The sequence below is a fragment of the Variovorax multivorans genome (assembly GCF_051216835.1).
Lineage (GTDB): Bacteria > Pseudomonadota > Gammaproteobacteria > Burkholderiales > Burkholderiaceae_C > Variovorax.
In genome coordinates this window covers 511,446-524,228 of the sequence record NZ_JBPJZL010000004.1, presented here as the reverse complement: position 1 = coordinate 524,228, position 12,783 = coordinate 511,446, and the positions used below count along the sequence as shown (strand labels likewise).

Below are 12,783 nucleotides of genomic sequence, written 5' to 3'. Positions count from 1 at the left end.
TCCGGGGATGCTCAAGCCTAGAATTCGCTCCACATCGCTCGGAGTTACATCATGGCTCGTTCGCACCTCCATCGCATCGCATGGATGACGATTTTTGCAGCCCTTGCCCACCCCGCCTGGGCGGCCCTGGACATCGGCGACCCCGTGCCCAAGTTCACCGCCAACGCCGCCCTGGGCGGCAAGACCTTCCGCTACTCGCTGGCCGACGCGCTCGCCAAGGGACCGGTGGTGTTGTACTTCTTTCCTGCGGCAGATTCCAACGACTGCTCCATAGAGGCTCACGCCTTCGCCGAGGCCGTCGACCAGTTCGCCGCGCTGGGCGCCACCGTGATCGGTGTCTCGGCGGACGACATAGGTACCCTGTCGAAGTTCTCGGTCAAGTCGTGCCAGAGCCGCTTTCCGGTGGCATCGGACGAGAACAAGACCGTGATCCAGGGTTTCGACGCGCTGATGCAGACGCGGCCGGACTTCGCCAACCGCCTGTCTTACGTAATCTCGCCGGACGGCAAGGTCGCCTACTACTACCAGAACCTGAATCCGGACAAGCACGTGGAGCGCATGTTGAATGCCGTGAAGGCGCTGCCGAAAACCACCGCCGCCAAGTAGACACGAGCAGAGGGGCGCCGGCCCGCCCGGCCACGGATTGCGCGTGCTTCGCGCAAAATCCAGCCCCATGCAGCTCAACTACATCGCCAACGCGGACGTTCCGTCCTCCTCCGGCCGCACCCTGCCGGTCATCGATCCTTCCGACGGCCAGGCCTTCGACGAAATCCAGCGCAGCAATGCCGCCGACATCGACTCCGCCGTGCGCGCCGCGCGCGACTGCTTCGAGGGTGTGTGGCACAAGGTCAGCGCCGCCGACCGCAGCCGCCTGCTCTACAAGCTCTCGCAAAAAATCGCCGAGCACGTCGACGAACTGGCGCTCATCGAGCAGCGCGACTGCGGCAAGCCCGTGAAGCAGGCGCGTGCCGACGCGGTGGCGCTGGTGCGCTACTTCGAGTTCTATGCCGGCGCCTGCGACAAGCTGCACGGCGAGACCATCCCTTACCAGGACGGCTACAGCGTCTTCACCTGGCGCGAGCCGCACGGCGTGACCGGCCACATCATTCCGTGGAACTACCCGATGCAGATCTTCGGACGCAGCGTGGGCGGCGCCCTGGCGGCGGGCAACGTGTGCGTGGTGAAGCCGGCCGAAGACGCCTGCCTCTCGCTGATCCGCGTGGCGCAGCTGGCGGCCGAAGTCGGCTTTCCGGCGGGCGCGCTCAACATCGTGACGGGCTACGGCCATGAAGTGGGCGACGCGCTCGCGCGGCACGAAGGCATCGACCACATCAGCTTCACCGGCAGCCCGAAGATCGGCACGCTGATCCAGCAGGTGGCGGCCGAGCGGCATTGCCCGGTCACGCTGGAGCTGGGCGGCAAGAGCCCGCAGATCATCTTTGCCGACGCCGACCTCGACGCGGCCATTCCCGTGGTCATCAACGCGATCGTGCAGAACGCCGGCCAGACTTGCTCGGCCGGCTCGCGCGTGCTGATCCAGCGCGACATCTACGAGCCGCTGCTCGAACGCCTGGGCCATGCCTTCGAAGCCCTGCGCGTCGGCCCCGCTGCCATGGATCTCGACGTGGGCCCGCTGATCCGCCAGACGCAGCAGCAGCGCGTGTGGGACTTCCTGAGCGACGCGCAGCATGCCGGCATCCCGATGGTGGCGCAGGGCATCGTGGTCGAGGAAGCGCCCGAGACCGGCTTCTACCAGGCACCCACCCTGCTGCGCGACGTGCCGGTCGGGCATCGACTGGCGCAGGAAGAAGTGTTCGGCCCGGTGCTGGCCGCGATGTCTTTCACCGATGAAGACGAAGCCGTGGCGCTCGCCAATGCCACGCAGTTCGGCCTGGTGGCCGGCGTGTGGACCGCCGACGGTTCTCGCCAGTTCCGCATGGCCAAGCGCGTGCGCAGCGGCCAGGTGTTCATCAACAACTACGGCGCGGGCGGAGGCGTCGAGCTGCCCTTCGGTGGTGTGAAGTCGTCGGGCTACGGGCGCGAGAAGGGCTTCGAGGCGCTGTACGGCTTCACCACACTAAAGACCGTGGCCGTCAAGCACGGCTGACCGCGCGGGGCTGGTCAGCCCAGCGCGGTGTCCAAGAGCATCATCAGCACGAAGCCGATCATCAGCCCGCTCGTGGCAAAGGCTTCATGCCCCTTGCGGTGCGACTCCGGAATGATCTCGTGGCTGATCACGAACAGCATCGCGCCCGCCGCAAAGCCGAGCCCCCAAGGCAGCAGCATCGCCGAATGGCCGACCACGGCCGCGCCCAGCACCGCACCCAGCGGCTCCACCAGCCCCGAGGCCATGCCGATCAGCACCGCGAACATGCGGCTGTAGCCGGCGGCCAACAGCGCCACCGCGACCACCAGGCCCTCGGGCACGTCCTGGATCGCGATGCCGGTGGCCAGTGCGTCGGCGCGCAGCCCGTTGTTGGCCGCATAGCCCACGCCGATGGCCAGGCCCTCGGGCACGTTGTGCAGTGCGATCGCGAACACGAAGAGCCAGGTGCGGCGCAGCTGCTTGGCGGCCTGGCCTTCGCGGCCCTTGATGAAGTGTTCGTGCGGCAGCACGCGGTCCATCAGCATCAGCACGATGCCGCCGAGCAGGATGGCGGAGCCGATCACGCCGCCCGCCGCCCAGTTGCCGCCGCCGAACACACCCACGTTCTTCGCCGCCTCCAGGCCCGGAATGATCAGCGAGAAGGCGCTGGCCGCCAGCATCACGCCGGCGCCGAAGCCGAACAGCGTGTCCTGCAGCCGCTCCGGGAGCTTCTGCGAGAACAGCACCGGCAGCGTGCCGAGTGCGGTCGCCAGCGCGGCGACCGAGCCGCCTAGCAGGGCATTCCACACCAGCGGATCGCCGCGAACGAACTGCCAGAACTGCAACACGCCCACCAGCAAGCCGGCCCCGACGATGGCGAAGCCGACCCACTCGCGCATCAGGCGGGCCTGCCTGGGTTGCCGTCCTGCCATCGTGCCCTGCTGCGGCTCGTTCATGGGCCTGCTCCTCAGCCGCCGGTCGCGGCGGCGTGGCGCCGGGCCACCTCGGCCCAGTTCACGACGTTGTAGAAGGCCGCGATGTATTCGGGCCGGCGGTTCTGGTACTTGAGGTAGTAGGCGTGCTCCCATACGTCGAGCCCGAGGATCGGCGTGTTGCCCGAGCCGATGCCGCGCATCAGCGGGCTGTCCTGGTTGCCGCTGCTCTCCACCGCGAGCTTGCCGCCGGGGCCGACCGACAGCCACGCCCAGCCGCTACCGAAGCGCGTGAGGGCGGCCTTGGTGAAGGCTTCCTTGAAGGCGTCGAAGCCGCCCAGGTCGGTGTCGATGACTTTCGCAAGCGCCCCCGTAGGCGTACCGCCACCGCCCTGGCCGACTGGCGCCATCACGGTCCAGAACAGGCTGTGATTGGCGTGCCCGCCGCCGTTGTTGCGCACCGGCGCGCGCAGCGCTTCGGGCAGTTGCTCGACGCCGGCGATCAGTTCTTCGACCGGCGTTCCCTCGTGCGGCGTGCCTTTCAGGGCCGCATTGAGGTTGTTCACGTAGGTCTGGTGGTGCTTGCCGTGGTGAATTTCCATCGTCTGCGCGTCGATGTGCGGTTCGAGCGCATCGAAGGCATAGGGCAAGGCTGGCAAGGTGTACGGCACGGTCGAAAAGCTCCTTGGTTGGAAGAGCCCTTTGCGTTGTCGACGTGTTGCGTACTCAGGCGTCTAAATGATAGGAATTCTCATTGTCTACGTCAAGACATCTGTGGCAGAGATGGCGCAAACCGGCCATTTCAGGAAGCTTTCGGCAACGATAGATACACTGCCCTGCGGCACGTTTCCCGGGAGATTTCCAACGATGAAGCTCAAAAGCATCCTTTCCCTCGCCCTGCTCGCCTGCGCCGGCCTCGCTGCCGCGCAGACCGCCACGCCGCCGGCCGGCGACTACATCTACGAACGGGGCAGCGGCTCGCTGCGCGTCAAGCCCGACGGGCACTTCGACATCACCACCATCGGCGCCAATGCCCACACCTGCGCACTCGACGGCGCCATCGTGCGCGGCAAGGCCAAGCTCGACGACTCGGCGTGCGTGGTGAACTTCGCGGTCAATGCCGACAAGGTGCAGGTCACGACCAACGGCGCGGATCAATGCCGCGACAACTGCGGCGCACGCGCCGGCTTCGAAGGCACCTACACCCGCCCCACCCCCGCCTGCACCGACAAGGCCGTCGCCAACTCGCGCAAGACCTTCAAGCGCCAGTACGACGCGAAGGACTACGCAGCCGCGCAAACCACCCTCGCGCCCGTGCTGTCGGACTGCGACAAGACCCTCGACTGGATCACCAAGGCCTGGCTGCGCAACGACCTCGCGCTCACGCAGTTCAAGCTCAACGACCGTGCCGCCTGCCTCAAGACCTTGCAGCCGCTGGCCGAGGACGCCGACCGCACCGACGACGGCATCAAGGACAACTACCCGCCGGCCGACGCCGAGATCTTCCTGCCCGTGGTCCGTGCCACCCGCACGAACCTGAAGCTCTGCCGCGGATAGCCCCCAGCCGCCCACGAGAGGCGGCACAGGTTTTCCATTCACAACAAGACGGAGACAACACCATGAGATTTCTGAAGCGCAGCCTGCGCGCGGCCGTGCTCGGCCTGGCCCTTCCCCTGCTGGCGGCGGCGCAATCGCTGCCTACAGCCAGGCCCGAGCAGATCGGCCTCTCGACCGGGCGCCTGCAGATGCTCACCGACGTGCTCAAGGCTGACGTGGCCGCCGGCAAGATCCCGGGCGCGGTGCTGCTGGTGGCGCGCCAGGGTAAGGTCGCGTGGTTCGAGCCGGTCGGCAAGCTCGACCCTGCGGCCGGCACTCCAATGCCACGCGACGGCATCTTCCGCATCTACTCGATGAGCAAGCCCATCACCACGGTGGCCGCAATGATGCTGGTGGAAGACGGCCGGCTGAAGCTCGACGACCCGATCGCGACCTACCTGCCCGAGTTCGCCACCATGACGGTGGGCGTGGAAAAGCCCGGCGCCGACGGCAAACCGGTGCTCGACACCGTGCCCGCGCGCCGCCCCATCACCGTGCAGGACCTGATGCGCCACACCTCGGGCCTGACCTACGGCTTCTTCGGCCCGGGCCTCGTGAAGCAGGCTTACAACGCCGCCGACCTGGGCGCCGGCGACCCGACGCTGGCCGAGTTCTCCCAGCGCCTCGCCAAGCTGCCGCTGGCCTACCAGCCCGGCACGACCTGGGAGTACAGCCAGTCGACCGACATCCTCGGCCGCGTGGTCGAGGTGGTGTCGGGCCAGTCGCTCTACCAGTTCGAGAAAACCCGGCTGCTCGACCCGCTGGGCATGAAGGACACCAGCTACTACGTGCCCGAGCCGGCGCGCCAGCCGCGCATTGCCGAGCCGCTGCCCAGCGACCGCAGCTTCGGCGTGGGCGCCGAGTTCAACGACCCGCGCATCGTGCGCAAGTACGAATCGGGCGGCGGCGGGCTGGTGGCGACCGCGAACGACTACGCGCGCTTCCTGCAGATGCTGCTCAACGGCGGCTCGCTCGACGGCAAGCGCTACCTCGGCCCGCGCACCATCGCGCTGATGACCGCCGACCATTCCAATGCGGGCGCCGGCATCGTGCCCGGCCCGCTCTACCTGCCGGGCCCGGGCTACGGCTTCGGCCTGGGCTTTGCGGTGCGCCGCAATGACGGCGAGGCGCCCTACCCGTCGGCCGGCGGCGAATACAACTGGGGAGGTGCGGGCGGCACCTACATGTGGGTCGACCCGAAAAACGAAATGTTCGTCGTGCTCATGCTGCAGTCGCCAAAGTACAGAACACATTACAGAACATTGACCCGGGACATGATTTATGCGGCGGTGATCAAGTAGCCTCCGTTTCACAGGCTCTTGGGGCCTGGCGCAAAATCGGAGCCCCCTCCACGAAGCCATGAAGAACAGCAGCAGCACCGTCATCCCGATCTCCGCGATCGGCCGAGCACGTCCCGCCGTGGCCGTGCCGGAGGTTGCCGTGCCCGCCACGGGGTTGCTGCTCGACCGCCTGGGCCGGCCCATGACCGACCTGCGCATCAGCGTGACCGACCGCTGCAACTTCCGCTGCAGCTACTGCATGCCGAAGGACGTGTTCGACAAGGACTACAAGTACCTGCCGCACAGCGCGCTGCTCAGCTTCGAGGAAATGACACGGCTGGCCCGCCTGTTCGCCGCCCATGGCGTGCGCAAGATCCGGCTGACCGGCGGCGAACCGCTGCTGCGCAAGAACATCGAGGGGCTCATCGAACAACTCGCCGAGATCCGCACACCCGCCGGCGAACCGCTGGCGCTGACGCTGACCACCAACGGCTCGCTGCTCGCGCGCAAGGCCGCCGCGCTCAAGGACGCCGGCCTGCAGCGCGTGACCGTGAGCCTCGACAGCCTCGACGACGCCGTCTTCCGCCACATGAACGACGTCGACTTTCCGGTGGCCGACGTGCTGGCCGGCATCGATGCGGCAATCGCCGCTGGCCTCGGCCCCATCAAGGTCAACATGGTGGTCAAGCGCGGCGCCAACGATCAAGAGATCCTGCCGATGGCCCGCTATTTCCGCACGCACCACGGCGGCAAGGTGGTGCTGCGCTTCATCGAGTACATGGACGTGGGCGCCACCAACGGCTGGCGCATGGACGAGGTGCTGCCCTCGGCCGACGTCATCGCGCGCATCCATGCCGAATTTCCCCTGGTGCCGCTCGAAGCCGCCACGCCCGGCGAAACCGCCCAGCGCTGGGCCTATGCCGACGGCACCGGCGAAATCGGCGTGATCAGCAGCGTCACCCAGGCCTTCTGCCACGACTGCAGCCGCGCGCGCCTGTCGACCGAAGGCAAGCTGTACCTCTGCCTCTTCGCGAGCGCCGGCCACGACCTTCGCCCGCTGCTGCGCGGCACCGCCAGCGACGACGACATTGCCTCGGCCATCGGCCACATCTGGCAGGGCCGCGCCGACCGCTACTCCGAGCTGCGCGCCCTGCACGGTCCGGATGACGACAGCAACGATGCCGGCGACAAGGCCCCGCGCCGCGTCGAGATGAGCTACATCGGCGGATGACGCAGGCGGCCGCCATGCCCGCGCACGCCACCATCGCGCCCGCCGACATCACGGGGCTGCTGCTGGCCGGCGGACGCGGCTCGCGCATGGGTGGGGTCGACAAGGGGCTGCAGCCTTTCAACGGCGAACCGCTGGCGCTGCATGCAATACGGCGGCTGGGGCCGCAAGTCGGCCGGCTGATGGTCAATGCCAACCGCAACATCGCCGACTACGAAATCTTCGGCGTGCCGGTGTGGCCCGACAGCCTCGCGGACTATGCGGGGCCGCTCGCGGGCTTTCTGACCGGGCTGGAGCACTGCGCCACGCCCTGGCTGCTGACCGTGCCTTGCGACACTCCCCTGTTCCCGACTGACCTGGCCGCCCGGCTCGCCGAAGCGGTCGTTGCCGGCAATGCGGAGATCGCCATCGCCGCCGCGCCTGAAGCCGTCGAGGGCGACGTGGCGCTGCGCCCCCAACCCGTCTTCTGCCTGCTGCGCGCCGACCTGCGCGACAGCCTGCAGCGCTACACCGAAGCCGGCGGCCGCAAGGTTCACACATGGACCGCGCAGCACCGCACGGCGCACGTGCCCTTCGACCGTCCCGGCGACTCACCCGACGCCTTTTTCAACGCCAACACCCTGGCCGAACTGCACGCACTCGAAAACCGATGAGCCGCATCGCAGACATCGCTTCCGCCCTCACGGGCTATGACGACGCCGCCGACCTGAGCGTCGAGGCCGTCCACGCCTTTCTTTCGCAACTGACGGCCACGTCCGTCGTCACGCAGCGCGAGAGCGTTTCGCTGCTCGACGCCCTCGGCCGCGTGCTGGCCGAAGACATCGTCTCGCCCATCAGCGTGCCGCCGCACGACAACTCCGCCATGGACGGCTACGCCTTCGACGGCGCAGTGCTGCCCGAGGACGCGCCCATCGACGCCTCCATCACGCTGCGCGTGGCGGGCACGGCGCTGGCCGGCGCGGCCTGGCGCGGCGCGCTGGGCCCGAGCGATGCGGTGCGCATCATGACCGGCGCGATGATGCCGGCGGGCCTCGACACCGTCATTCCGCAGGAGTTCTGCAAGGTCGACGGCGACCGCGTGTGCTTCCCGGCCAAGGTGCTGCGCCGCGGCGACAACCGCCGTTTCGCGGGCGAAGACCTGATGAAGGGCCAGCCCGCGCTGCGCAAGGGCGAGCGCCTCTCGCCGGCCGCGCTCGGCATGGTCGCGAGCCTCGGCCTGTCGGGCCTGCCCGCGCTGCGGCGGCTGCGGGTGGCTTGCTTCTCGACCGGCGACGAGATCCTGAGCCTCGGCGACGCGCCGCGCGAAGGCGCCGTGTACGACAGCAACCGCTACACCGTGATCGGCTTGCTCACGCGGCTGGGCTGCGAGGTGATCGACCTCGGCCTGGTACGCGACGACCCGGCCACGCTCGCCGCCACGCTGCAGCGCGCCGCACGCGAGGCCGATGCCATCGTCACCAGCGGCGGCGTCAGCGCGGGCGCGGCAGACCACACGCGCGACGTGATGCAGCAGCTGGGCGACATGGCGTTCTGGCGCGTGGCCATGCGCCCGGGCCGTCCGCTGGCTGTGGGGTTGATTTCGCGCGAGGCCTCACCTCAGCCGGCCGTGCTGTTCGGCCTGCCGGGCAATCCGGTGGCCGTGATGGTCACCTTCCTGGCCTTCGTGCGGCCGGCACTGCTGCGCATGATGGGCTGCCATGAAGCAGCCGCCGCGCCACCGCCGCTGCTGCGCGCGCGCAGCACGAGCCCGATCCGCAAGAAGCCGGGCCGCACCGAATACCAGCGCGGTTTTGTAAAGAACGTGCGGGGCGCGTTGCCCGAAGTGTGCGTGGCGAGCCACCAGGGCTCGGGCGTGCTCAGCTCGATGGTCGAGGCCAACGGGCTTGTGGTGCTGCACCACGACCAGGGCAGCGTGGCGGCGGGCGACGAAGTCGACGTGATGATGTTCGACGGCGTGATCTAGCCAGCCAACGCCACCCGGCTCAGATCCTTCCGAGCGCCTTGTCCACGCCCTTGTTGGCCAGCATGTCGGCGCGCTCGTTGCCCGGATCGCCCGAGTGGCCCTTGACCCAGCGCCATTCGATCTGGTGTCCGCCCTCGCTCACCAGCTTGTCGAGCCGCTGCCAGAGCTCGACGTTCTTCACCGGCTGCTTGCTCGCGGTGAGCCAGCCCTTGGCCTTCCAGCCGCGGATCCATTCGGTGATGCCCTTGCGCACGTACTGGCTGTCGAGGTACAGCAGCACCTTGCAGGGCCGCTTGAGCGCCGCCAGCCCCTCGATGACGGCGGTCAGCTCCATGCGGTTGTTGGTGGTGTTGAGTTCACCTCCGAACAGGTCTTTCTCGGTGGCGCCCGACTTGAGCCACGCGCCCCAGCCACCGGGTCCGGGATTGCCCTTGCACGCACCATCGGTGTAGATCACGACTTCGTTCAAACTGACTTTTCCTTCTCTTTCATTCGATCCTCTTCATTCGATTTCGACCATTTCAATTCTTGTTCGGCTCGCTGCGATGCACCTTGCCGGCAATGGGCACGGGCGCGGTGGCGCGGGCGCCTGAGCGCCGCCAGTCGGCGCTCAGCAGGCGCATGCCGCGCACCCGCTTCACAGCGACCAAAAAATAGGCTGCGCCAAAGATCGGCCACCAGCGCTCGCCGGCGGCGTCCATCCAGCGCGAGCGCTCCAGCCAGGCCTCGCTGCGCACCGCCGGCCGGTAGATGCCGAAGCGGCCCGACTCCACCTCGAAGCTCAGCAGGCGCAGCCAGTCGCGCATGCGCCAGTAGCCGATGAACTCCCCGCCTTCTGGCAGGTAAAGATCGCCGATGCCCAGCCGGCGGTAGATGTGCGCGCGGCGCTGCCGCATGCCCCAGAGGCTGGCCGGGTTGAGCCCGCAGATCACCACGCGGCCCTCGGGCACCAGCACCCGCTCTACCTCGCGCAGGGTGGCGTGCGGGTCGGGGCTGAGTTCGAGCGCGTGCGGCATCACCACCAGGTCGAGGCTGTTGGCGGCAAAAGGCAGCGCCGCAAAGTCGGTCAGGAGCGTTGCCTTGCTGGCGCGGGCGGGGTCGTCCAGCGCCAGCCAGCGGTGCGGCATGCGGTTGGCGCGCAGCCCGTCGACCTCTGCCGCGCCCAGCTGCAGCGCGTGATAGCCGAACACATCGGCCACCGCCTGATCGAACTGGGCCTGCTCCCAAGCCAGAAGGTAGCGCCCCGGGGGGGTCGCGAACCAATCCTGCAAACCTATAATTTGACCGCTCATGACCCTTGTTCCGCTGCCCGCCTTCGCTGACAACTACATCTGGATGCTGCACGACGGGTCCCACGCCATCGTGGTGGATCCGGGCGATGCCCAACCGGTGTTCGACGCGCTGGCGCGCCACAAGCTGCAGCTGGCCGCGATTCTAGTCACGCACCACCACCCAGATCACACGGGGGGCGTGGCCGCGCTGCATGCAGCCACCGGCGCGCCGGTCTGGGGGCCCGCACGCGAGCGCATTCCCGAGCCGTACACGCCGCTGGCGCAGGGCGACATCGCGGAAGTGCTCGGCCTGCGCTTCGAGGTCATCGACGTGCCGGGCCATACCGCCGGCCATATCGCCTACTTCCTGCCCGCCGCGCAAACCGCGCTCAACGATGCCCCGCTGCTGTTCTGCGGCGACACGCTGTTCTCCGGTGGCTGCGGCCGCTTGTTCGAAGGCACGCCCGCGCAGATGCTGGCCTCGCTCGACGCGCTCGCCGCTTTGCCCGGCGACACGCGCGTCTGCTGCGCTCACGAGTACACACTTTCTAACCTGCGTTTCGCCCAGGCGGTGGAACCGGCCAACGCCGAACTGAGTCACTACAACGCGCGCTGCGAAAGCCTGCGCGCGAAGGGGCAGCCCACGCTGCCGTCGCAACTGGCGATCGAACGCCAGGTCAACCCCTTTCTTCGCAGCCGCGAAGCCACTGTCCTTAGAGCGGTGCGTGCCCACGCCGAGCTGGCTGCCGATGCAGCCGAAGCCGATGTGTTTGCCGCATTGCGCCAATGGAAAAACGACTTCCGATGAAATTTATCGCTGCCACCTGCCTTGCAGGTTCACTAGTGCTCGCGGGCTGCGCGGGCACGAACAACAACAGCTCTTCCCCCTCTTCTTCATCGTCACCCCAGGCCGGCGGCACCGGCTCCAAGATTGCCGGCAGCGCGGCCCCCATCTACCCGCGCGACTCCCTCTCGCCCCTTACCAGCGGCCAGGCCCATTCGCAGAGCGTGGTCACGCTCGCGCCGCCGGTCGACATGTGGGACCGCATCCGCCGCGGCTTCAAGATGCCCGACCTCGACAGCGACCTGGTGCGCGACCGCGAGCAGTGGTACGCCAGCCGGCCCGACTACATCCAGCGCATGACCGAGCGCTCGAACAAGTACATCTTCCACATCGTCGAGGAACTCGAGCGGCGCAACATGCCGACCGAACTCGCGCTGCTGCCCTACATCGAGAGTGCATTCAACCCTCAGGCCATCTCCAGCGCGCGCGCCGCGGGCATGTGGCAGTTCATGCCGGCCACCGGCACCGACTTCGACCTGAAGCAGAACATCTTCCGCGACGACCGCCGCGACGTGGTGGCCTCCACCCGCGCCGCGCTCGACTACCTGCAGAAGCTCTACGGCATGTTCGGCGACTGGCAGCTGGCCCTGGCCGCCTACAACTGGGGCGAAGGCAGCGTGAGCCGCGCCATCGCCAAGAACCAGCGCCTGGGCCTGCCCACCACCTACAGCGACCTCACGATGCCCGCCGAGACGCGCATGTACGTGCCCAAGCTGCAGGCCGTGAAGAACATCGTGGCGAACCCGCAGGCCTTCAACACCGAACTGCCGCTGATCGCCAACCACCCGTACTTCCAGACCGTCACGCTCACACGCGATCTCGACGTGGAGCTCGCCGCCAAGCTGGCCGACGTACGGCTCGACGACTTCCGTGCGCTCAACCCCGCCGCCCACAAGCCGGTGCTGATCGCTGCCGGCACGCCGCAGATCCTGCTGCCGTGGGACAACGCAGCCGTGTTCCAGCGCAACTTCGACGCCTATTCGCAGGGCCAGTACGCGAGCTGGACGGCCTGGGTCGTGCCCAACACCATGACGGTGGCCGACGCGGCCCAGCGCTCGGGCATGAGCGAAGCCGACCTGCGCGCCATGAACAACGTGCCGCCGCGCATGCTCATCAAGGCCGGCTCGACGCTGATCGTGCCGCGCGGCGCCCGCGTGAAGGAAGACGTGGCGGCCGTGGTGGCCGACGGCGGCCACCTGAGCTTCCAGCCCGAGATCGTCACCCGCCGCACGACCGTCAAGGCCGGGCGCGCCGACAGCGTTGCCAGCATCGCGCGCCGCTATAACCTCAAGCCGGCCAACGTGGCCGAGTGGAACGACGTGCAGCCCAACCACGCGTTCAAGCGCGGCTACAGCGTGGTGGTGTATCTGCCCGTTCGCGCGACGGTTGCGACCCGTGCTGGCACCGGCATCCGGCCCGTACAGACGTCTCACGTCGCGGCTTCTCCCGCACGCCGTGGCGGTGCGTCCTCGAAGGCGGCCGCACCGCGGGGCTCCAATGTGGCCAAGGTTCCCGCCAGCAGCAAGCAGCAGGTCGTGCGCGAGAAGCGCGGCGGCACGCCGGCGAAGAAGAAGCGCTAAGGC

Annotated in this window: 13 protein-coding genes; 9 read left to right on the top strand and 4 right to left on the bottom strand. The window is 68.1% G+C overall.

Annotated elements, in window-relative coordinates; all coding sequences use genetic code 11:
- Nucleotides 1-51: 51 nt before the first annotated feature.
- On the top strand, nt 52-606 hold the full coding sequence (locus ACSFCA_RS12850) for a peroxiredoxin (protein ID WP_375338382.1): 555 nt from the start codon (nt 52-54) through the stop codon (nt 604-606).
- Between the two features lie 67 nt (nt 607-673).
- On the top strand, nt 674-2,107 hold the full coding sequence (locus tag ACSFCA_RS12845; protein WP_258349601.1) for an aldehyde dehydrogenase family protein: 1,434 nt from the start codon (nt 674-676) through the stop codon (nt 2,105-2,107).
- A 14-nt stretch (nt 2,108-2,121) separates the two neighbouring features.
- Here ACSFCA_RS12845 and ACSFCA_RS12840 read toward each other — a convergent pair whose 3' ends face one another.
- Together ACSFCA_RS12840 and ACSFCA_RS12835 are read right to left on the bottom strand one after the other, a co-directional pair.
- The gene (locus ACSFCA_RS12840) at nt 2,122-3,042 is read right to left on the bottom strand and encodes a ZIP family metal transporter (RefSeq protein ID WP_435459779.1); all 921 of its coding nucleotides are present in this window, start codon (nt 3,040-3,042) and stop codon (nt 2,122-2,124) included.
- Between the two features lie 11 nt (nt 3,043-3,053).
- Nucleotides 3,054-3,689 carry a superoxide dismutase gene (locus ACSFCA_RS12835; RefSeq protein WP_435459778.1) on the bottom strand — a complete coding sequence of 212 codons (636 nt, stop codon included), beginning with the start codon at nt 3,687-3,689 and terminating at the stop codon, nt 3,054-3,056.
- A gap of 196 nt (nt 3,690-3,885) precedes the next feature.
- Between ACSFCA_RS12835 and ACSFCA_RS12830 the strand changes: the two genes are divergently transcribed.
- The 5 genes from ACSFCA_RS12830 (at nt 3,886) to moeA (ending at nt 9,085) form a co-directional block, all read left to right on the top strand.
- On the top strand, nt 3,886-4,575 hold the full coding sequence (locus ACSFCA_RS12830; RefSeq protein WP_435459777.1) for a hypothetical protein: 690 nt from the start codon (nt 3,886-3,888) through the stop codon (nt 4,573-4,575).
- Between the two features lie 62 nt (nt 4,576-4,637).
- Nucleotides 4,638-5,915, top strand: coding sequence for a serine hydrolase domain-containing protein (locus tag ACSFCA_RS12825; protein ID WP_435459776.1), 1,278 nt, complete (start codon nt 4,638-4,640; stop codon nt 5,913-5,915).
- Nucleotides 5,916-5,973: 58 nt separating this feature from the next.
- A complete protein-coding gene (gene moaA / locus ACSFCA_RS12820; RefSeq protein ID WP_435459775.1) occupies nt 5,974-7,125 on the top strand; it encodes a GTP 3',8-cyclase MoaA in 1,152 nt (383 codons plus the stop codon).
- Complete coding sequence (gene mobA, locus ACSFCA_RS12815) at nt 7,122-7,775, top strand: molybdenum cofactor guanylyltransferase MobA (RefSeq protein ID WP_435459774.1); 654 nt, start codon at nt 7,122-7,124, stop codon at nt 7,773-7,775. Before moaA ends, mobA begins: the two co-directional genes overlap by 4 nt.
- Nucleotides 7,772-9,085 carry a molybdopterin molybdotransferase MoeA gene (gene moeA / locus ACSFCA_RS12810; protein ID WP_435459773.1) on the top strand — a complete coding sequence of 438 codons (1,314 nt, stop codon included), beginning with the start codon at nt 7,772-7,774 and terminating at the stop codon, nt 9,083-9,085. Before mobA ends, moeA begins: the two co-directional genes overlap by 4 nt.
- A gap of 19 nt (nt 9,086-9,104) precedes the next feature.
- On the opposite strand, the gene rnhA is transcribed toward moeA, so the two are convergent.
- A complete protein-coding gene (gene rnhA, locus ACSFCA_RS12805; protein WP_258349608.1) occupies nt 9,105-9,554 on the bottom strand; it encodes a ribonuclease HI in 450 nt (149 codons plus the stop codon).
- A 52-nt stretch (nt 9,555-9,606) separates the two neighbouring features.
- Nucleotides 9,607-10,377, bottom strand: a complete 771-nt coding sequence (locus ACSFCA_RS12800) for a class I SAM-dependent methyltransferase (RefSeq protein WP_375338383.1) — start codon at nt 10,375-10,377, stop codon at nt 9,607-9,609.
- Here ACSFCA_RS12800 and gloB point away from each other — a divergent pair.
- Nucleotides 10,376-11,164 carry a hydroxyacylglutathione hydrolase gene (gene gloB / locus ACSFCA_RS12795; RefSeq protein ID WP_258349609.1) on the top strand — a complete coding sequence of 263 codons (789 nt, stop codon included), beginning with the start codon at nt 10,376-10,378 and terminating at the stop codon, nt 11,162-11,164. The two genes, ACSFCA_RS12800 and gloB, sit on opposite strands and share 2 nt — an antisense overlap.
- Nucleotides 11,161-12,780, top strand: a complete 1,620-nt coding sequence (locus ACSFCA_RS12790) for a transglycosylase SLT domain-containing protein (RefSeq protein ID WP_435459772.1) — start codon at nt 11,161-11,163, stop codon at nt 12,778-12,780. Before gloB ends, ACSFCA_RS12790 begins: the two co-directional genes overlap by 4 nt.
- The last annotated feature ends 3 nt before the right edge of the window (nt 12,781-12,783 follow it).